This is a genomic window from Actinomyces gaoshouyii (genome assembly GCF_002072175.1).
GTDB classification, from domain to species: domain Bacteria; phylum Actinomycetota; class Actinomycetes; order Actinomycetales; family Actinomycetaceae; genus Actinomyces; species Actinomyces gaoshouyii.
In genome coordinates this window covers 357,948-378,372 of the sequence record NZ_MVIV01000001.1, presented here as the reverse complement: position 1 = coordinate 378,372, position 20,425 = coordinate 357,948, and the positions used below count along the sequence as shown (strand labels likewise).

General features: G+C 70.9%; 16 protein-coding genes. 10 read left to right on the top strand and 6 right to left on the bottom strand.

The genetic code is table 11. From position 1 onward, the window contains the following. Positions 1 to 36: 36 nt before the first annotated feature. Both wecB and B1H50_RS01610 read right to left on the bottom strand, forming a co-directional pair. The gene (gene wecB / locus B1H50_RS01615) at positions 37 to 1,104 is read right to left on the bottom strand and encodes a non-hydrolyzing UDP-N-acetylglucosamine 2-epimerase (protein ID WP_080462035.1); all 1,068 of its coding nucleotides are present in this window, start codon (positions 1,102 to 1,104) and stop codon (positions 37 to 39) included. Between the two features lie 80 nt (positions 1,105 to 1,184). After that, positions 1,185 to 2,405, bottom strand: coding sequence for a glycosyltransferase family protein (locus tag B1H50_RS01610; RefSeq protein ID WP_080462034.1), 1,221 nt, complete (start codon positions 2,403 to 2,405; stop codon positions 1,185 to 1,187). A gap of 142 nt (positions 2,406 to 2,547) precedes the next feature. On the opposite strand from B1H50_RS01610, the gene B1H50_RS01605 reads away from it, so the two are divergent. The 4 genes from B1H50_RS01605 to B1H50_RS01590 all read left to right on the top strand — a co-directional run bounded on the left by B1H50_RS01605 (position 2,548) and on the right by B1H50_RS01590 (position 9,537). Next, on the top strand, positions 2,548 to 3,870 hold the full coding sequence (locus B1H50_RS01605; RefSeq protein WP_080462033.1) for a nucleotide sugar dehydrogenase: 1,323 nt from the start codon (positions 2,548 to 2,550) through the stop codon (positions 3,868 to 3,870). Positions 3,871 to 4,107: 237 nt separating this feature from the next. Then, positions 4,108 to 6,237, top strand: coding sequence for a DUF6541 family protein (locus B1H50_RS09770; protein ID WP_080462032.1), 2,130 nt, complete (start codon positions 4,108 to 4,110; stop codon positions 6,235 to 6,237). After that, positions 6,234 to 8,393: a DUF6541 family protein gene (locus B1H50_RS01595; protein WP_080462031.1), complete on the top strand. Its 2,160-nt coding sequence runs from the start codon at positions 6,234 to 6,236 to the stop codon at positions 8,391 to 8,393. The genes B1H50_RS09770 and B1H50_RS01595 overlap by 4 nt, the downstream gene beginning before the upstream one ends. Positions 8,394 to 8,493: 100 nt before the next feature. Beyond that, entirely contained in the window at positions 8,494 to 9,537 is a 1,044-nt protein-coding gene (locus tag B1H50_RS01590) for a helix-turn-helix domain-containing protein (RefSeq protein ID WP_080462030.1), read from the top strand. 317 nt (positions 9,538 to 9,854) lie between these two features. Here B1H50_RS01590 and rfbB read toward each other — a convergent pair whose 3' ends face one another. Then, positions 9,855 to 10,850, bottom strand: coding sequence for a dTDP-glucose 4,6-dehydratase (gene rfbB, locus B1H50_RS01585; protein WP_080462029.1), 996 nt, complete (start codon positions 10,848 to 10,850; stop codon positions 9,855 to 9,857). A gap of 328 nt (positions 10,851 to 11,178) precedes the next feature. On the opposite strand from rfbB, the gene B1H50_RS01580 reads away from it, so the two are divergent. The 6 genes from B1H50_RS01580 to B1H50_RS01555 all read left to right on the top strand — a co-directional run bounded on the left by B1H50_RS01580 (position 11,179) and on the right by B1H50_RS01555 (position 18,620). After that, entirely contained in the window at positions 11,179 to 13,122 is a 1,944-nt protein-coding gene (locus tag B1H50_RS01580; protein ID WP_080462028.1) for an N-acetylmuramoyl-L-alanine amidase, read from the top strand. A 128-nt stretch (positions 13,123 to 13,250) separates the two neighbouring features. After that, positions 13,251 to 14,084, top strand: a complete 834-nt coding sequence (locus B1H50_RS01575; RefSeq protein ID WP_080462027.1) for an ABC transporter permease — start codon at positions 13,251 to 13,253, stop codon at positions 14,082 to 14,084. Position 14,085: 1 nt separating this feature from the next. Then, positions 14,086 to 15,441, top strand: coding sequence for an ABC transporter ATP-binding protein (locus B1H50_RS01570; protein WP_229657870.1), 1,356 nt, complete (start codon positions 14,086 to 14,088; stop codon positions 15,439 to 15,441). Beyond that, a complete protein-coding gene (locus tag B1H50_RS01565) occupies positions 15,438 to 15,677 on the top strand; it encodes a methyltransferase (RefSeq protein WP_080462026.1) in 240 nt (79 codons plus the stop codon). The genes B1H50_RS01570 and B1H50_RS01565 overlap by 4 nt, the downstream gene beginning before the upstream one ends. Beyond that, positions 15,674 to 16,540 carry a rhamnan synthesis F family protein gene (locus B1H50_RS01560; protein ID WP_080462025.1) on the top strand — a complete coding sequence of 289 codons (867 nt, stop codon included), beginning with the start codon at positions 15,674 to 15,676 and terminating at the stop codon, positions 16,538 to 16,540. The genes B1H50_RS01565 and B1H50_RS01560 overlap by 4 nt, the downstream gene beginning before the upstream one ends. A 16-nt stretch (positions 16,541 to 16,556) precedes the next feature. After that, the gene (locus tag B1H50_RS01555) at positions 16,557 to 18,620 is read left to right on the top strand and encodes a glycoside hydrolase family 99-like domain-containing protein (RefSeq protein ID WP_080462024.1); all 2,064 of its coding nucleotides are present in this window, start codon (positions 16,557 to 16,559) and stop codon (positions 18,618 to 18,620) included. 81 nt (positions 18,621 to 18,701) lie between these two features. Here B1H50_RS01555 and B1H50_RS01550 read toward each other — a convergent pair whose 3' ends face one another. The 3 genes from B1H50_RS01550 to B1H50_RS01540 form a co-directional block, all read right to left on the bottom strand. Continuing rightward, positions 18,702 to 18,959 carry a Txe/YoeB family addiction module toxin gene (locus B1H50_RS01550; RefSeq protein WP_080462023.1) on the bottom strand — a complete coding sequence of 86 codons (258 nt, stop codon included), beginning with the start codon at positions 18,957 to 18,959 and terminating at the stop codon, positions 18,702 to 18,704. After that, on the bottom strand, positions 18,956 to 19,195 hold the full coding sequence (locus B1H50_RS01545) for a type II toxin-antitoxin system Phd/YefM family antitoxin (protein WP_229657871.1): 240 nt from the start codon (positions 19,193 to 19,195) through the stop codon (positions 18,956 to 18,958). Before B1H50_RS01545 ends, B1H50_RS01550 begins: the two co-directional genes overlap by 4 nt. A 185-nt stretch (positions 19,196 to 19,380) precedes the next feature. Beyond that, on the bottom strand, positions 19,381 to 20,298 hold the full coding sequence (locus B1H50_RS01540) for a glycosyltransferase family 2 protein (RefSeq protein ID WP_080462021.1): 918 nt from the start codon (positions 20,296 to 20,298) through the stop codon (positions 19,381 to 19,383). Between the last annotated feature and the right edge of the window lie 127 nt (positions 20,299 to 20,425).

Sequence of the window (20,425 nt, the reverse complement as noted above, 5' to 3'; positions counted from 1 at the left end):
AGTCGAGGCGCGATGCGCGGAGCCCCGCTGTGCGGCTCAGGCCCGGGAGGCGAGCTCCGCGGCCACGCGCTCCGCGGCCCGCCCATCCCCGTAAGGGTGCGCCTCCTGGGGCGCGGGCTCGTCGGGCGCGGGGCGGCATGCCGCGCGCACGAGGTCCGGTCCGGGCTCGACCAGGGCGTTCCAACCCAGCTCCACCGTCTCCACCCACTCGGTGACCGGGCGGACCGTTGTGCAGGGCACCCGCAGGAGGAACGCCTCCTTCTGCAGGCCGCCGGAGTCGGTGATGACGCCACGGGCGGCCAGCGCCGAGGCGATGAGCTCGGGGTAGGGCAGGGGCGAATGGACTCTCAGGCTCCCGCGATCCGCCAGCGCGATCCCGTGCTCGGAGCACTTGGCCACGAGCCTCGGGTGGGCCAGCAGGACCACGGGATGGCCCAGGCCCGCGAGCGAGTCGAGGATGGCGCCGAGCCGCCCGGCGTCGTCGGTGTTCTCCGCGCGGTGAATGGTCGCCAGGGAGTACGAGCCCGGTTCCAGGCCCATTCCGGCCACGATGGGCGAGGGCGATCCCGCGACCCTGTCGCGCACATCCAGGAGCACGTCGGTCATGACATCACCGACCACCACGGTCCTGGCCGCCAGTCCCTCGTCGGCCAGGTGCCGTGCTCCCACGGCCGTCGGGGTCAGCAGGAGGTCCGCGGCGTGATCGGTGAGGACGCGGTTGATCTCCTCGGGCATGCGGCGGTCGAAGGAGCGCAGGCCCGCCTCCAGGTGCGCGACCGGTACGTGGAGCTTGACGGCGGACAGGGCGCCGGCCAGCGTGGAGTTCGTATCCCCGTAGACCAGCACCCACTGCGGCGCGCGCTCGGTGATGACCTCGTCCATCGCCGCGAGCATCGCCCCGGTCTGCGCCCCATGCGTTCCCGAGCCGATGCCCAGATGCTCATCGGGGGCCGAGATCCCCAGGTCGGAGAAGAAGATGTCGGAGAGGAGCGGGTCGTAGTGCTGGCCGGTGTGGACGATGACGTGATCGATGCCCGCGGCGCTGAAGGCCCGGTCGATCGGGGCGAGCTTGACGAACTGGGGCCGCGCCCCGACCACCGACATGACCCTGAGCGGGGGCCGCGATGGAGCCGAGCCCCCGGGAGCGGGGGAGGGCCGGGAGGGGCGGGGGGTGTCCGGTCGGCTCATCGCTGGGAGTCCTCCTCGGGGCCCGGCGCCTCGGGGCCCGGCGCTGCTGCTGGTGATCCTGTCAGTTCCGAGACGATCGTGCGGATCGTCCCCTTGTCGCGCTCGAAGCTGAGCGCGTGCGCCGCCGCGTGCGAGGCGCGCTTGTAGTCGGCCACGTCCTGAACCGTGAGGGCCATCAGCGTGGCCGTGATATCGGCGGTCTCATTGCTCCGGGAGTGGACGCCAAGTCCGTGCTCGTCCACGAGCCGCACCATCTCCGCGGTCGGGCCCACCGCGATCGCCAGCCTCGCTTGGACGTAATCGAAGATCTTGTTGGGCAGGGTCAGGCGCGCGTTCGTGTTGAAGGGCGGGATCCAGAAGACACCGACGTCGTAGGCGTTGAGCACGCGCGGCAGATCGCCCGGGGCCACCGGGGCGGGGAAGGAGATCCGCTCGCAGTCGGCGGCGCGGTCCTTGAGCCGGTCGAGGTAGGCGCCCCGGTCACCGCCGGGCACGAGGAACAGGTCGAGGGTGAAGCGGTCATCGCAGGCCTTGACGGCGTCGATCATCGCCTCGATGGCGCGCCCGGGCACGGCCCCGCCGGAGTGGACGAGGCGGATGCGGCCGGGGGCCGGCTCGCTGGGGCTCAGGTCCGCGAAGGCCGCGGCGTTGCGCACCAGGCGCGGCGCGACGCCGTAGCGCCGCTCGTACAGGCCGGCGATCTCGTCGCCCACGGTGGTCACCGCCGCGCAGCGCGGGAGGTAGGCGCGGCAGATGTGGTCCATGAGAGGCGCGACCAGGAGTCGCCAGCTCGTCACATGCGTGCGCTCCTCCGGGGCCCACTCGTGCATGTCGGCCCACACCGGCGCCCCATCGGCGATGGCGAAGGCCGTGGGGATCGAGCGGGCGTCATTGGCCACCACCATGTCGAAGCGCCCGAGCCCGGCCTCGCGCACCAGACGCAAGGCGGCCCTCGCGGCCGGCGCCGCCGTCTCACTCGCCCGCAGGCGGCGCAGCGCCAGGCGCGACACGCCCATGGGCGTCTGGGGGAGGGAGGGGGCGGAGTCGGGGACGCGCAGGTGCCTGGCCACCTGGGGCGGCGCGGGGCCGTACCCCACGGAGGTCACCTCGCCGACCTCGCAGAGCGCCTGGATCTCCCGGAGCACGCGGGCGTCGCAATGGATCGGGGAGAACGACAGGACGAGGATGCGCGGGGGGCGCGATGGGCGCTGGGGCACCCCATCATCCTACGTGAGAGCGGATCGCCGTGCTCAGGAGTGGTTCGGCCCGTCGCCCGACGTCGCGGAACCGCCTGCCGGCAGCGGCGCGGGGAGGCCTTACCATACGGTGATAGCCGCCGCCCGGCACGGAAGGATCATCATGCGCATCGCCGTCGTAGCCCTGGGGAAGATCGGGTTGCCCCTGGCCGCCCAGTACGCCGAGAAGGGCCACGAGGTCATCGGCGTCGACGTCAATCCCGCCACCGTCGAGGCCGTCAACGCCGGGCGCGAGCCCTTCCCCGGCGAGGCCCACCTGGCGGCCAAGCTCGCCGCCCTGAGCCCCGCCACCGGCAATGGCACCCTGAGGGCCACCACCGATTACGCCGAGGCCATCCCCGGCGCCGAGGCGGTCGTGCTGGTCGTGCCGCTCTTCGTCGACGACGCCACCTGGGAGCCCGATTTCGCGCTCATGGACGCGGCCACCGCCTCGCTCGCCGAGCACCTGCGCCCCGGCACCCTCATCTCCTACGAGACCACCCTGCCCGTGGGCACCCTGCGCGGGCGCTGGAAGCCCATGATCGAGAGGATCTCCGGCCTGGTCGAGGGCGACGGCGAGCACGGCTTCCACCTCGTCTTCAGCCCCGAGCGGGTCCTCACCGGCCGGGTCTTCGCCGACCTGCGCCGCTACCCCAAGCTCGTGGGCGGGCTCACCGAGGCCGGCACCCGCGCCGGCATCGCCTTCTACGAGCAGGTCCTCGACTTCGACGCGCGCGCCGACCTGCCGCGCCCCAACGGCGTGTGGGACATGGGCAGCGCCGAGGCCGCCGAGATGGCCAAGCTCGCCGAGACCACTTACCGGGACGTCAACATCGGCCTGGCCAACCAGTTCGCCGTCTACGCCGACAAATGCGGCTTCGACGTCCAGCGCGTCATCGAGGCCTGCAACTCCCAGCCCTACTCCCACATCCACCGCCCCGGCATCGCGGTGGGCGGACACTGCATCCCCGTCTACCCGCGGCTCTACCTGTCCACCGACCCCGACGCCTCCGTCGTGCGCACCGCGCGGGCCTTCAACGCCACCATGCCCGAGTACGTGGTCACCCGCGCCGAGGAGGTTCTCGGGGACCTGGCGGGCCTGCGCGTCGTGGTGCTCGGAGCCTCCTACCGGGGCGGCGTCAAGGAGACCGCCTTCTCCGGGGCCTTCCCCACCGTGGAGGCACTGCGGGCTCGCGGCGCCGTCGTGAGCGTCCACGACCCCATGTACTCCGACGACGAGCTCGCCGCCTTCGGCTGGGTCCCCTACCACCTCGGCGAGGAGGTCGACGCCGCCATCGTCCAGGCCGACCACGCCGAGTACGCCGGGCTCACCCCCGCCGACTTGCCCGGCATCCGCCTCCTGCTCGACGGGCGGAGCGCCACCGACGCCGAGAGGTGGACGGGCACGCCCCGTCTGACCATCGGCGGGGGCCAGCGCCTGGACTGAGGCCGGTGCCGCTCATGCGGGCCCGGGCCCGGGCCGGGGATCAGGGTTGGCCGGGGCGCCAGATCGTCTCGACCTGGTGCCTCCAGGAGGCGCGGATCATGCCATTGTGACCATCCCCGCGATGCTCCTCACCGCGCGTGGGATCAGGGGCCTGCTCGTCGTCGATGGGCCGCGCTCCGCTGTCGGCCGTCTATGATCGACAGGGTTGAGTCCCCGGAATGCGGTGAGGGAGGCCCAGTGGACTGGAGTGCCTTGGTCCTTCTCGCGGTCGCGCTCACCGCGCTGATCGTCGCGCCTGGCGCCATCCTCCTGCGCTCCCTGGGGCTGGCCCCGCTGGCCGCGCTCGCCTCCGGCCCCGCCGTTACCGTGCTCATCGTCACCCTCATCGGCCTCGTGCTGCCATGGGGCGCCGGAACGCAGATCGTGCTCGGCGCGCTCATCCTCGCCGGCCCGGCACTCTCCCGGGGCGCGCGCCGCCGGTTCGCCGCCCGTGCTGCCGCCGTGGGCCGGGTCGGGGCAGCCTCCCAGGAGGAGGCCCCGGACGCGGGGGAGGCGGCGGACGAGGCCGAGCCCGGGGAGTCGGAGAGCGCTGACGGGGACAGGGCCGCCCAGGAGCCGGATGGGCCCCGGGCGAAGGACGCCGTCGAGAGGATCGCCCGGGGCGCGCGCCGCCGAGGCGGGATCCCGCGCCTCCTCATCACCGCGATCCTGGCCGCCCTGCCGGCCGCCATCACGCACATCCTCGCCCTGACGAGTCAGATGGGGGCCGTGGACGCCGTCCACCAGAATCGGGACTCCGTCCTGCACATGAACCTCATCGAGGAGATCCACCGCACCGGCAACGCCTCGATCATCAGCGCGTCGCGGGCCATCAACGGGGCGATCTACCCCGACGGCTACCACGCCATCGCTGCGGTCCTGCGCCCCCTGGCCGACCCCGCGCTCATCCTCAGCGCCTCCCTCATCTCCCTGGGCGCCATGCTGCTGCCCCTCATGGTGGTGCTCCTGGCCCGATCCGCCGGACTGCGCTGGTGGGCGGCATCGCTCGCCGCCCTCCTGGCCTCCACCACGATGTGGATGCCGGGCTACATGGTCTTCTACAACGCCCAACTGGCAGCGGCGATGTCGGTGGAGCTGCTCATCGGGACGGTGACCGCGCTCGCCGTCCTGCGCCCCCGGGGCATCGGTCAGCAGCTCCTGCGCGCCGCGCTCGGCCTGGCCTGCCTGGGCGGCATCTCCGCCGCCCACCCCGGCGGCGGCCAGGTGTTCGTCATCGTGCTGTGCGTGCTCGGCGCCGTCGGGCTCGCGCGCGCCGCGATCCGAGGGGAGTCGGGAACCGCCCACGCGCTGCGGGCGCGCCTCCTGCGCGCGGCGGCCTGCCTGGCCTGCCTGGCCCCCATCGCGATCATGATGCGCCTGCCCGTGCTCCAGTCCATGGCGGCCTACCCCGAGGAGAGCAGGACCCTGGGGCGCACCGCCTCGATGAGCCTGCTCCTCGAGCCCATCGAGGGCCAGCCGGCCACCGGATGGTTCGAGCTCGTCGGCGCCCTTGCACTGGTCGGGGCCATACTCATGGCCGTGCGCGGCCGCTGGGCGATGCTGACGGTCTGGGGAACACTCGTGGTCCTCGCCCTGACCACCTCCTCCACGGACCCCGCCATCGGCGCGCTCACCGGGGCCTGGTGGCGGGACCTGCTGAGGGTTCTCACCCTCATCGTGCTCATCGACGGCGTACTCGCCGCCGCCTGCGTCCAGGAGCTCGGCATCATCCTCGATAGGATCCGGGGGATCCGACCGCGGCCCACGCGCTCCTGGCGCGGACGGGTTCTCCGCGCCCCGCGCGCGACCACCATCCTCACCCTGTGCGCGGCGATCTGCCTCGCCATTCCCGCCATCAGGGCGGGCACCGGATCGTCCGAGTATTGGAGCTACTACTCCTTCCAGAAGTTCATGCACTACGTGTGGCTCGATCCCGAGGAGGCCCGGGCCATGCGCGGCAGCGATCACGATGCCTTCAACGGAGCCGTGGTCTACGGCTCCCCGGAGTCGGGAGCCTCCTACACGGCGGCGCTCACCGACGGCACCTCCTACTACCGGCACTACGGCGCCCCCATCAACTGGCAGCAGCAGTACCTGGCGCAGAACTTCTCGAAGATCCGCGCCGATGCCCGGGTCTGCGGCATCATCAGGGCCCGGGGCGGAATCCCCCTGTACTACGAGCAGCCGGGTCTGCCCCCGGAGACCTACGCCCTCTACCCCGGCTTCCAGCACGTCGATACCTCGAAGGGCTTCGTGAGGGTCGCCGACGTCGATGGTGCGACACTGTGGCGCATCACCGCCTGCGACGAGGAGGGACGGACCCCATGAGCGGCTCCCGGCGCGCCCATCGCGCGGCTCGGATCGGGCCCACCGCGATCCGCGTGGTCGTCCTGCCGCTGGTGGGAATCGCGCTGCTCGCCCTGATGCCCCTCCTGGGCGGCGGTGCCGGAGCCTCGTGGGCGGCCGCCCCGCCGATCGCGGTGGCGGCCCTCGGTGGGCTCATCATCCCGGGCTGGTCGATCTCCCAGGCCTGGGGACTGCGCGGTGTGACAGCACTGGGCGCCGCGCCCGCGATCACCGCGGGGATCCTCGCCGTGGGCAGCACGCTGGCCCAACCCCTCGGGATCCCCTGGGATCGCGCCCACCTGCTCATCGGCCCCGTCGGCTGGCTATGGGCCGCGTGCGCGGCGGCGGGCCTGCTCGCGCGACGCGCGCCCCTGGCGCCCGGTACCGCCGGTCCGCCGTTCGGCCCGGCCTCTCTCGATGCTCAGGGCCGGGCCGCGCTGTGCGCGGGGCTGGGGCTGGCCGCGCTCATGACCGCTGTGCCAGTGATCCGCTCAACCGGGGCCCTCGACTCCCCGATGCAGGCCTCGGACTCCATCTACCACCTGTCCGCCACCGCCTTCGTGCGCCTGACGGGCGACGCGAGCCCGTTCGGAGGGACCTGGCCGCTTTACGACGGCCAGCGCATCTACTACCCCATGCTGTGGCACGCCATTGCCGCTCTCCTGCCCGGCGGGGTCATCGAGGGCTCCAACACGCTCGTCGTAGTGCTCTCATCAGCCATCTGGCCACTGAGCATGGCGGCCCTCCTACGCGAGACCCTCGGGCGCACGGGCCCCGAGGAGGATCGGGGTGCGGGCGCGCTCCTGGGGCTGGGGACCGCTTTGTCCGGCTCCGTGGTCTCCGTCCTCCTCCTGCTGACCAGTGTGTGGCCCTACGCGCTGTCCCTGTGCCTCCTGCCCGGATGCCTGGCCCTGGTGACGCGCGCCTGCGGATCCGGCGCCGTGGGCGGCCGACGGCGCGCGCGGGCCCTCGTGCTGGCGGGCCTGGGCGCTGTCGGCGTCGTCGGTGCGCACGGCGCCGGCGCCTTCAACCTCGCCGTGCTCGCCGGGCCCCTGGCGGTCGGCGGCCTCTGGGGCCCGGTGACCGCGGCCTGGCGCCGCGGCGGGCGGGGCCGAAGCACTCTGATCGGCGCCGTTGCCGCCAGTGGGGTCCTGGTGGTCGGGGCCGGTTGGAGGGTGCGGAGCTCGCTGACGGATGTCTTCTCCTACCAGCGACCCCCCAGCAACCTCGCGGAGACCGTCTACGCGCTGGCCGCCGATCACCCCCTGCTCGCCCGCTTCTCCCCATACATCCCGGGCAACGCCCTGGTGCTCGCCCTGGCGCTCATCGCCGTGGTCGGGGCATGGCGGGGCGTCCGGGGCAGCGAGGCCCGGCAGGCGCGCCTATGGTCCATCGGCACCGGGGCGGCGGCGCTCATCCTGCTCCTCGCCGCAGGGCCCCAGTGGCCCCTGCGCGTACTGGCCGGGCCGTGGTACACCCAACGGGCCCGCATCATCGTCCTCGTGACGATCGGGCTTCTCGTGCTCGCCACGCTCGGCGCCCGCGGCCTCGTCCGCGCCTGGCGCCCGCTCACCGGATGGCGTGGGCGGTTGGCATCGGTCCCGCAGCGCATGGCGCTGGCCGTGCTCGCGATCTCCCTCGTCCTCGCGCCCGCCTGGAGGTGGGGCCTGAAAGCGGAGATCATGGAGGCTGTCCACGATCCGGAGCGCATCTCCTACGGCACGATGCTCTCCGATGCGGAGCTGGCGATGATCCGCCGCGCTCCCCAGGAGCTCGGCGCGGATGCGCTCGTCATAGGCAACCCGTCCAACGGGAGCGCCTACTTGTGGAGCGTGGCCGGTGTGCGCACGGTCTACCCCACGCGGCTCCTGCCGATCAGCCCGGAGCTGGAGTGGCTGGGGGAGCACCTCGACCAGCTCGGCTCCGACCCCGAGGTGTGCCGGATCCTCAATGAGCGCGGGGTGACGCACTACTACTCCGACGACGCCCATCCCGATGGCGCCACCGGGGGCGGCCGCCAACCACTGTGGGGCTGGCGGATGGACCAGGTGCCCCACGAGTACCTGGAGGAGGTCGACTCCGCGCCGTCGGGCGCCGGGTCCACGGCGACGCTCTGGCGCATCACCGCCTGCGGTTGACGCCCGTCACCGGTCTCATTGGCCCTGCTGGCGCCGAGCGGCGTCCTCGGCCCCGGCCTCCGCCTTGAGCGGTGAACAGGGGTGTGCGAAAATCGCACATATGGAGATGGTCACGGACTTCACTCAGCTCGGGGAGCAGATCCGGAGGATCCGCCGGGGCCGAGGGCTCGATCAGGGACAGCTCGCCGACCGGTGCCGTCTGGAGCGCACGGCCCTGTCCCGTGCGGAGTCCGGTGAGCGCAAGGTCTCGGCGCTCGAGCTGATGAGGATCGCCAAGGCGCTCGATGTGGACCTCATCGACCTCGTCGCGCGTCCCACTCCGGACGTCCGGGCAGCGCGCCGGCCGGTCGAAGAGGCCGTCCTGCCCGACGAGCGCGAGGAGGTCCAGGCGGAGATCGACCTCGACCGCGCGTGGAGGGACCTGTGCCAGCTGCGGGAGGCGGGGCTCATCGAGCCGGTGGCGCTGGATTTCGGCGGCTCCGGTCTCAGTTCCCGCGAGGAGGCCCAGGACCTGGCGCGTCGCGCGCGCGAGTACCTTGGGGTGGGGAGCGAGCCCCTGGGCGACATGACCGATGTCGCCTCCCGGCTGGGTCTGTGGGCCCGGACGACGCCGGCGCACATCGACGGCAGGTCGTTGACCCCGGAGCCGGGTCTCGGTGTCGCGCTCGTCGGGGCCGACGTCGAGCCCGGTCGTCGGCGGGCGACACTGGCCCATGAGATCGGCCATCACCTCGCAGGTGATACCTACGAGGCCTCGGGCCATTACGCGGCGCCGCGCGAGGCGGAGGAGCTGGTCGACGCCTTCGCCGCCGAGCTCCTCCTTCCCGAGGCCGCGGTGCGCCGCGCCTGGGACGAGAGCCCGTCGCGCGAGACGCTGGTGCGCCTGGCGGGCGACTACCGGGTCTCGTGGTCCCTGCTCATGAGGGTCGCTGAGGGGGCGGGCCTCGATCTGGCGTCGATCGACGCGACGACGACCCCCGTCGACGCGGACTTCTACCGTGTTCTCGGGGCTCGGCCCCGGGAGGACGTCGTACCGCCGGGCTTGGCGCCGGCGTGGATCCGGGCCTGCGCCCGGGCCCTTGACCGTCAGCTTGTCACGCCCCGACGCGCGGCGGAGATGACGCTCGGTGTTCTGTCATCGTGAGCACTGAGATGAGCAGTTCGCCGAGTACGGAGATCTTCGTCTGGGACACGACAGGGCCGCTGCCCTGGCGAAGATGATGGGCGTGTCGCCATCATCGACGACCGCCAGGCACGCGCCGTCATCGAGCGATTGCGAGTGCGGCCGGGGCGGCGCTCAGGGCGCCTGCGGCTGATCAGGAGGAGTTGGCCCGGGACTGACGTGGGTTGGTGGCACCGGACGGGCCCGACTGGGCGTCTGACGCTGTGAGGGTGGGCTCCCCGAGAAGGGGAGCCCACCCTCACAGCGTGGAGGCGGTTGCACGTCCTACGGGTTGGGTCTCACTGGCCCTGGGCGGCGTACTTGGCCTCGACCTCCGCCTTGAGCGGGCGCCACCAGGCCTCGTTGTCGCGGTACCAGTCGATGGTGGCCTGCAGGCCGGAGCGGAAGTCCGTGAACCTCGGGCTCCAGCCGAGCTCCTCGACGAGCCGGGAGTTGTCGATGGCGTAGCGCATGTCGTGGCCGGGGCGGTCGTTGACGTGGACGTAGTCGTCCGTGTCGTAGCCCATGAGCTCGAGGATGAGCTCGACGACCTCCTTGTTGTTCTTCTCGCCGTCGGCACCGATGAGGTAGGTCTCGCCGATGCGGCCCTTCTCGATGATGTCCCACACGGCGTCGTTGTGGTCCAGGACGTGGATCCAGTCGCGCACGTTCTCGCCGGCGCCGTACAAGCGCGGCTTGACGCCGTCGATGAGGTTGGTGATCTGGCGGGGGATGAACTTCTCGATGTGCTGGTACGGCCCGTAGTTGTTCGAGCAGTTGGAGATCGTGGCCTCGATGCCGAAGGAGCGCACCCAGGCGCGCACGAGAAGATCCGAGCCCGCCTTCGACGACGAGTACGGCGAGGAGGGGTTGTAGGGCGTCTCCGGGGTGAACTTGGCGGGGTCGTCGAGCTCCAGGTCCCCGTAGACCTCGTCGGTGGAGACGTGGTGGAAGCGCGTCCCGTGGCGGCGAACGGCCTCCAGGAGGGTGAAGGTGCCCACCAGGTTGGTGCGGATGAAGGGGGAGGGGTCGTTGAGGGAGTTGTCGTTGTGCGACTCCGCGGCGAAGTGGACGACGACGTCAGCGTCCGCCACCAGCGGGTCCACCGTGTCCATGTCGGCGATATCGCCGACGACGAGCTCGACGCGGTCCGCCACATCCGCCAGGGAGCCCTTGTTGCCCGCGTAAGTGAGCTTGTCGAGAACGACGACGCGCGCGTCGGGGTAGCGGGAGAGGGTCTGGTGGACGAAATTGGCGCCGATGAAGCCGGCGCCACCGGTGATGAGGACGTTCATGAGGGACTCCGTGGTCGACACTGCTCGGCCAGTAGGCATGGGATAGTGCGATGCCGTGAAAACGCCGAATTCTTTCGCCCGCCATCATGCCACAGGCCCCGGGCGCGGCGCTTGGCGGGGTGGGGCCCGCAGCCCCGTGGGGCGAGCGGCGCGGGCCGTCGGAGCCGCGGAGGCGTCGCGGAGCATTGCATTTCGATGAGCGTCGCCAGGCTCACAGTGAAGAGGGGCGCTGGGGGCGGGTAGGGTGTCAAGCCGATCCCAATAGTCTCATTCGCCCCAATCGTCACATCGGCGCTGTTGTGCCGGTGGCGCGACACGAGAGGACCCCATGCTCAGCCGCCGCTCCTTCGCGATGATGTCCACCCTGCCCCTGATCGCCCTCGGCCTTGCCAGTGAGTCCGCGGCGTCCACTGCGCCCGCGGCGGCCCCGACCCGCACCCTCTCCCTTCCCTCCGACGGCGCCCCCGCGAAGGTGCTGGAGCTGACCTCGGGGGACGGTGCTCTCACCTCCCTCGCCCGGGCGGGCCTCAAGGCCTCGCCCGCCGCCCCCGGCCCGGCTGGCAGCGCGCCCGCCGCCTCTGGCACCGGTGTCGGAGCGGCCCACTTCCCCCTGGCAACGGCGGATCCCTCCTCCGACATCGACCCCGAGCGCGACGCCGCCCTCCTGACCGAGCCGCTCGCCGTCGACGGCTTCGTGGTGGCCGGCTTCACCTGGAACGGCGGGGGCCTGCCCGACGGCGCGAGCGCCTACCTGCGCGTGCGCGAGGGCGGCGAGTGGTCCACCTGGCACCTCCTCGAGGTCGAGAGCGCCGGGGGGCGCGACTCGGGCCCCGCCCGATCCACCGGCACCGAGCCCTTCGTCACCGGTGGCGCCGACGCCGTCCAGGCCGCTCTCGTCATCGACGACACCCGATCCATCCCCGCGGGCCTGCGCCTCCATCTCATCCCCGACGCCCCCAGCGGCTCGGAGGAGACCATCGAGACCTCCGAGCTCGAGTCCGTCACCGCGCCCGCCACGCCCGTCGACCGTGCCGCCACTGCCCGCCGGGCCGCTGGGACCATCGAGGCCCCCGCTCCCGCGCTCGCGGGCGCCGGCGCCGCCGGGGCGGGGGCAGCGCTCCTGGGCATCGCCGGAGCGGTCGCCGTCGCCGGCCTGCCCTTCGCCGTCACCCCGCGCTCGGCCTGGGGCGCCTCCTCCAGCTCCGATTGGGACGTCGAGTACGCGAGCGCGAAGCACGTCGTCGTCCACCACACCGCGGGGACGAACAACTACACCGCCGCCCAGTCCATGGGCATCATCCAGGGCATCTACCACTACCACTCGGTCACTCTGGACTGGGGGGACATCGGCTACAACTTCCTCGTCGACAAGTACGGCACCGTCTACGAGGGCCGCCTGGGCACCCTCGACTCCGCGCCCGGGACCATGGCGGTGGGCGGCCACGCCTACGGCGCCAACACCGGGACGATGGGCATCTCCATGATGGGCGACTACTCGGCCGTGGCCCCCACGCAGGCCCAGCTCGACCGCGTCGGCAGGCTCGCCGGCTGGTTCCTCGCCCGTGGCGGGGTGACGGATGCGGACGGTTGGGCGGACTTCACCATCCACTCCTCCGAGAAGTACGCCGCCGGGCAGGTCGTCTCCCTGCCCCGCATCCTCGCCCACCGCGATGTCGGCAACACCGCGTGCCCGGGCGATGTCGGCTACTCCCGCATGGACCGGATCCGCTCCATCGCCGCCACCCAGATGGGCGGCGCCCCCGCACCCAGGCCCGGGTGGGTTCGGTCCGGGAGCGCCTGGTACTACTACACCGACGACCTGGAGCTCGTCACCGGTTGGCTCGAGCAGGGCTCCACCTGGTACTACCTCTCGCCCGGCTCTGGCCGCATGGCCACTGGCTGGCAGAAGGTCGGCCCCGACTGGTACTACCTCGATCCCTCCAGCGGAGCCATGGCCACCGGCTGGAAGAAGGACGGCAGCCGCTGGTACTACCTGCATTCCAGTGGGGCCATGGCCACTGGCTGGCAGAAGGTCGGCCCCGACTGGTACTACCTCGATCCCTCCAACGGGGCCATGGCCACCGGCTGGCGGTTCATCAACGGGGGCTGGTACTACCTGGCGGAGGACTGGGGAGGCATGGCCACCGGCTGGCACCGCATCGGCGGCAGCTGGTACTACCTGCGCCCCGATGCCGGGTTCATGGTCACCGGTGCGCAGCGGATCGACGGCAGGACCTACCGCTTCGCGCCCTCCGGCGCCTGGATCGCCTGACCGAGCCGGCCGTAGCCGGACGCACAGGCCGGGTTGCCCGCGCGGCACCGAGCCTGGTCTAGACTGAGCCTTCGAGTCGCCATCTCCCAGGGCGGCGGATTCGCACCCGGACCCGGATGAGTGAGGCCATGGCGGAGCATATCGACGTGAGGGCACCCCTGACCCTCGGCCAGCAGGCGAGCCTCATCAACGCCTTCGGCCAGAGGGATCTCAAGGCCAAGTTCAACGGCACCCTGCTGGGCTGGCTCTGGTCCCTCGTCGTGCCCCTGGTCACCCTGGGCATCTACGCCGTCATCTTCGGCGGCCTGTTCAAGATGCGCCCCCCGGCACTGGACAATCGTACGGGCGGTATCGGCGAGTTCGCCCTGTGGCTCTTCGCCGGCCTGACTATCTGGGGCTACTTCCAGAACTCGATCAATGCGGGCATCAACGGGCTCCTGTCCTCCGGAGGGCTGCTCCAGAAGGTCTACTTCCCGGCCTACGCACCCGTGCTCGGCGCGGGCCTGGCCGTCGGCATCCAGAGCGCCATCGAGGCGGGGCTGCTCATGGTGGTCCTGGCCCTCCTGGGCTTCCTGGACTGGTCATGGCTGCTGGTACCCGTGCTCCTCGCGCTCATCGTCGTCTTCGTCCAGGCGATCGCGGTCATCCTGGCTATCGGCAATGTCTATATGCGCGACCTCGCCCAGCTCGTCGGAGTCATCCTCCAGCTCATGTTCTACGCCACGCCCATCATTTATGTGGTGACCATCGTGCCGGAGAGCAAATGGGGAATCCCCTTGCAGTTCGTCGTCAAGCACATGCCGGTCGCCGAGTACATCGAGCTCTTCCGATCCCTGGTCTACATGGGGCAGGTCGGTTCCCTGACGCATTGGGCCGCCTGCCTGGCCTGGGCGGGACTCGCCTACCTCGGGGCGCGCATCGTGGCCCGCAAGTGGGGCGCCGACCTGGGGGAGATGATCTGAGATGAGCGCTGACATGATCGAGACAGCCTCCGCGCCCACCACCCCCGGGGGCTCCGGGCCGGAGGAATACGCCATCGTCGTCGACCGCGTCTCGAAGAGCTTCGAGATGCAGGCCGATCGCCGCTCCACCTTCAAGGAGCGCTTCGTGCGCGGGCGCGCCACCTCCGAGCAGCGCGTTTTCCACGCCCTCGACGACGTCTCCTTCAGGATTCGCAAGGGAACCACTTTCGGGCTCGTCGGCCACAACGGCTCGGGCAAGTCCACGATGCTCAAGCTCTTGGCAGGCGTCTACCGCCCCACGAGTGGCACCGTCACCGTCTCGGACAGCGTCGACGCCCTCCTCGAGCTCGGAGCCGGCTTCCACGGCGAGCTCACGGGGCGCGAGAACATCTTCCTCAACGGCGCTATCCTGGGGCGCAGCCGCAAGCAGATCGAGTCCACCATCGACTGGATCATCGACTTCGCCGACATCGGCGCCTTCATCGATCAGCCCGTCAAGGTCTACTCCTCGGGAATGACCGTGCGCCTGGGCTTCGCCGTCGCCGTGGCGATCCGCCCCAAGATCCTCATCGTCGACGAGATCATCGCCGTGGGCGACGAGGAGTTCCAGCGCAAGTGCTTCGAGTACATGCGCGACCTGCGCGACCACGGCACCACGATCGCCCTGGTCACCCACTCGCTGTCCCTGGCCAAGGAGATGTGCGACGAGGTCGTTTGGCTCGACCACGGCCGCGTCAAGATGATCGGTCCCGCCGACGAGGGCGTCTCGGCCTACATCGCCGCCGTCAACGCCAAGGAGGCGGAGAAGCGCGCCGCCGAGCAGACCGAGGCCGAGCGGGAGGCGGACAAGGATTTCCGGCTCAACCAGGGCTCGGGGGAGTGCCGCATGACCGGCGTCGAGATCTTCGACGGCGAGGGCAACAAGGTCCCCTTCCTCACCACCGGGAGGCCCGCCACCCTGCGCATCCACGTCCACGCCCGCAAGGACCTGCGCGACGTCGAGCTCGGCCTGGCCTTCATCACCGACGGCGGGGTCATGATCTCCGGTCCCAACTCCCGTCATGCCGGGTACCTCTACAACCTGAGAGCGGGCGAGGACGGCTTCGTCGACTATGCGATGGACCCCGTCGTCCTCCATCCCGGCCGCCTGTGGCTGACCACCTGCTTCCTGCGCGACGGCGCCACCTACGACTACTCCGACCGCCAGACCGAGCTCCTCATCCACGAGGGCAGAGTCATTGACGAGCCGGGTCTGATCACCATGCCCGAGGGCCGCTGGAGCCCCGCCCTGAGCGTCGAGGCCGCAGGGGCGCCCCAGGCCGAACAGTCCGAGTCCTTGAACGAGGGGGACCGATGACCATCAGTCAGGATGACGAGATCCGCCGCCTGCGAGCCGCCCTGCGCCACGCGCACGCCGAGGCCGGGGAACTCCATGCCGAAATCCAGCGCCTGGAGAAGGAGCAGCGCATCATGCAGCGCAAGCTCGACGGCGCCTGGGAGCAGCTCAGCGACATCCGCCACTCCACCTCCTGGCACCTCACCGCCCCGGTCAGGCTCGTCAAGTCGGCTATCCGCATGAGGCTTCCCCGGTGAGCCCCCTTCCGGGGCGCCTCCTGCGCGCCCAGCACGGCCAGGCCTCCCATGAGGGGCCGCGCGTCGTCGACGTCACGCGGGGCCGGATCCACGTCGAGCGCGGCGAGCGGAGCACCGTCGACGCCGCCGAGCGGGTCGCCATCGTCGCCCAGTACTCCGCGACCCCGGTTCAGCCGCTCTCCCTGAGCCGCTACCTGGCTGCCCTGGACGCCTCCGGCTACGTCACCGTCGTGGTGTCCACATGCGAGCGCCGCGAGCCCCTCGAGTTCCCGCACGGCATCCCCGAGCGGACCGTCGTCATCCGCCGCCCCAACCTCGGCTACGACTTCGGCTCCTGGACCACCGGGCTGGGCTGGATCCCGGGTGTGCGGTCCAAGCCCGTCGTCCTGCTGACCAACGACTCCATGCTCGGGCCCTTCGCCCCCATCGACACTCTCCTGGAGTGGGCGGCCGAGCCCCCGGGCCCCGACATCCGCTGCCTGACGACCTCCTACCAGTTCGGACGGCATATGCAGAGCTACTTCCTGTCCTTCAGAGGAGGGATCCTCGCCGAGCGGGCCTGGGTGCGCTTCTTCGACGGCATCCGCGTCCAGCCGACCAAGGAGGACGTCGTCATGGCCTACGAGCTGGGCCTGTCCAGGCTCGCCTTCTCCGAGGCCTACTCCATCGACGAATGGGTGACCGGGACCGATATCGGGGCCGGGTATGAGAACCCCACGATCCGCGCCTGGCAGGGGATCATCGCCTCGGGCGCCCCCTTCCTCAAGCGCACGATCCTGACCCATCCGGATCTGGCCGCTGAGGCGGCCGCCAGCGCCGAGCACCTGCAGCGCCTGTACAACATCGACATCCACCAGTGGTGAGCAAGAGGCACGAGACATGACCCGCATCTCCAAGCACGGCGCCGCCCGCCGCGCCACCTACTTCGCGGCCCGCGGACGCAACGCCGCCGCCAACCTCATCGCCACGGGCTCAGTGCGCGGCTACCGCCCCAAGCACCCCGCGGACTTCGCCGCTTTCGTCGACCGCCTCGGCGGGCGCCAGGACTCCGGATTCCCGGACAAGTGGCGCGTGGATCCCGCCTTCCGCGTCGAATCGCCGGCCCGCATCGCCGTCGTCATCCACTGCTTCTACCCCGAGCTCATGGACGAGCTCTTCACGCACCTGCGCCTCATGCCGGTCGACTTCGACCTGTTCGTCACCAACGCTTCCGGCAGGGGGATCCGGGTCCCGGACGATCTGGAGCACCTGGGGACCAGCGTCGTCGTCGAGGTGGACAACCACGGCCGTGACATCCTGCCGACCGTCAACCTGGTCAACTCTGGGATCCTCGACCCCTACGACCTCATCCTCAAGATGCACACCAAGCGCAGCCCGTGGCGCGAGGAGCACGCCGAGCTCGCCGGCAGCGGCGAGACCTGGAAGCAGCAGTTCCTGGATGACCTCGCGGGCTCGCAGGAGACGATCGAGGGCATCCTCGCCGCCTTCGCCGCCGATCCCGCCCTGGGCGTGCTCACCGCCACCGACTCCATCGTCGGCAAGCAGTTCTGGGGCGGGGACCAGCGCATCGTCGAGCAGCTCCTGCGCCGCCTCGAGCTGAGGATCGATCCCGACGAGCTCGAGTTCGCCTCCGGCTCCATGTACTGGTGCCGCGGCCTGGTGCTCCAGGGCCTGCGTGCCCTCAACCTCCAGGCCGCCGACTTCGACCACGAGGCCGGCCAGGTGGACGGCACCACCGCGCACGCCGTCGAGAGGATCATCGGCATCGTCACCAAGGAGGCCGGGCTGCGCACCGTGGAGCCCGACGCGATCCGGGAGCTCCTCGCCGCCCCGGGCACCGACCGGCAGGGCTGGCGCCGCTTCGATCGCGATGCCGAGCGAGTCCCGGCCGCCACCGTCATCCCCTTCTACCTGCCCCAGTTCCACGACTCCCCGCAGAACAACGTGTGGTGGGGCAAGGGCTTCACCGAGTGGTCCAACGTCGTGGGCGCCGTGCCCGCATGGCGAGGCCACTACCAGCCCAAGCAGCCCACGGAGCTGGGCTACTACGACCTGGAGATGGACTCCGTGCGCGCCGCCCAGGCCGAGCTGGCCGGCACCCACGGCCTGGCCGGCTTCATGTACTACTACTACTGGTTCTCCGGCGAGCGGATCCTCAACCGCCCCATCGAGAAGCTCCGGGCGTCGGACCTCGACTTCCCGTACTGCATCATGTGGGCCAACGAGAACTGGACGCGCCGCTGGGATGGGCGCAGCCAGGACGTCCTCATCGGCCAGGACTACGACAAGGTCCCCGCCGAGGACTTCATCGACGACGTCATGGAGTTCCTCCTGGACCCCCGCTACATGCGCGTGAACGGCAAGGCGCTCATCGCCGTCTACCGACCCGCCCAGATGGAGAACTTCCCGCAGGTTGTAGCCGCCTGGCGCGAGCGCGCCCGAGCCGCGGGCGTCGGCGAGCTCCACGTCATCGCCGTGTCCGTGGCCAAGGAGTTCGACGGCGTCGGCGAGGACTATCGCGCCAATGGGCTCGATGGCACCCTGGAGTTCGCCCCCCACAACCTGCCGTGGATCGCGGGCCCGGCCCTCGACGTCGGCCTGGACAAGCGGTGGCGAGGCAACTTCATGAGCTATCAGGCCACTCTCAAGGCCTCCTTGCGCAACGCGGTGCGCCTGACCGAGCACGAGTACCCCGGCGCCATGGTCACCTTCGACAACACCGCCCGCCGCCAGTGGAAGGCGGATGCCTGGTACGGCTCGAACCCCTACAGCTTCCACCGCTGGGTGGCGGGCCTCATCCGGGCCGTTGCCGGGCGCGAGGAGGCCGACCGCCTCGTGTTCATCAACGCTTGGAACGAGTGGGCCGAGTCGGCTGTCCTGGAGCCCACCACGCGCTACGGGCGCACCTACCTCCTCGCCCTGCGCCAGGCCATCTGGAGTTGAGGGGCTCCCCGCCGGCGCACCGGGCCGGTCTCGGTGCTCATATCGACCGGTTTCGATGCTGTTTTCGACCGGTCTCGGCGTTTACTTGTAGTGGTAGCGGGCCTGGACGACGACGATGTCATCCCCGTCGACGATGTAGACCAGCCGGTGCTCGCCGGTGATGCGTCGCGACCAGGCCCCGGCCAGCGCGTGACGCAACGGCTCCGGCTTGCCTATCCCTTCGAAGGGATGCCGGGCCGCATCGTCGAGGAGCTTGTTGATGCGCGGGATCATGCGTCGATCGGTGTCCGCCCAGGACGTGTAGTCCTCCCAGCCCTTGGGCGTGAACGAGATCCTCACCGCAGCAGCTCGTGCTCGGCGCTCTCCCCCCGACGGGCCTGCGCCAGGCTGGCGAGTAGATGCGCCGCGTTGGCGGGCGAGCGCATCAGATGCGCCGTCTCCTCCAGGGCATCGAACTCATCGCGGGAGATGAGTACCGCGTCTCCGCGCCGGGAGGTGATCTCCACATGGGAGGCATCCTCGTTGACCCGCTCGATGAGGCCGAACAGATTCGCGCGTGCCTGGCTCGCCGTCATGACGGACATGGTGAGACCTCTCTAGATGTACGGCATCAAGTACAAGTTTGCTCGGGCGCTCGCGGGGGAGTCAAGCGCCGATTCCCGCAACCGTTGGTGCCAGAATGTCGGCGGGTTGTCACCGGGCCGGTCTCGGTGCTCATATCGACCGGTTTCGATGCTGTTTTCGACCGGTCTCGTGGGGATCAGCGGTCGGGGTAGCGGGAGGCGTAGGGGCCCAGTCGGGCGCGCAGGCCATCGGCCAGGCCCCGGCGCAGCATCCGGTGGCGCTCGGCGCGCCGATCCGGCAGAGCGGCGTTGAACACCGCGTACTTCGCCGCCCAGTAGGAGTAGCGGACGCGCCAGCGCGCCGGCAGCGGCGAGCCGCGGCCCACCAGCGCGAGCGTGTTGCGCAGGATGTAGTAGTTGCGGATCGGGGCGTGCACGTGGATCGGCTGGTCCCGCCCCGGCAGGCGCACCACCTCATCGCCCAGCGAGTGGGTGAGCCGGGCCGCCGGCACCGCGACCAGCCGCCATCCCGAGCGCCGGGCGCGCACTCCCCACTCCAGGTCCACATGATCGATGAACAGGTCCTCGCGCATCGGCCCGATCTCCTCCAGCGCGCTGACGCGCACCAGGCAGCCCGAGGCGATGAGGAAGGCGACCTCCAGCCTCGGCCTGGCCAACTCGGCCTTGGTGGCGCGCTTGGGGCTCCATCCCCGGTCCACGTAGACGAGCTCGTCGGCGCCCTCGCGCTCCTCGGCCGGCAGCGGCCCGACGGCGGCGATCCGCGTGTCCTCCTCGATCGCCTCGAGGAGCTGGGCCACCATGGTGGGCGAGGGGATCGAGTCCTGGTCCGACAGCAGCACGTACCGTGCCCCCTTGGCCCGAGCGGCCGCGATGCCCCGGTTCTGCGCGGCGGCGATCCCGAGATTCTCACCCAGCTCGATGAGCTCGGCGCCATGAGCGGCGCAGGCCTCGCGCGCCCGCTCGAGCCCGGGAGCGGCTGATCCGTTATCAACCACGACAACGGCGTCGCACTGGGGGATGAGCGCCCCCAGGAGGCCTCCCAGGGGCCCGGGCTCGTAGGTGACGATGACGGCGACGACTGTGGCGCTGCTCATGGGGCTGATCCCGGGTTGTTCATGGGCTCTCCCAAGACGGCCCGCGTGGCGCGGGGGTGGACCTGGCGGTGCCACTCTAATGCGCTGCTGCCGCGCCCGGCGCCCAGGCTGGTAGCGGCGATCATGG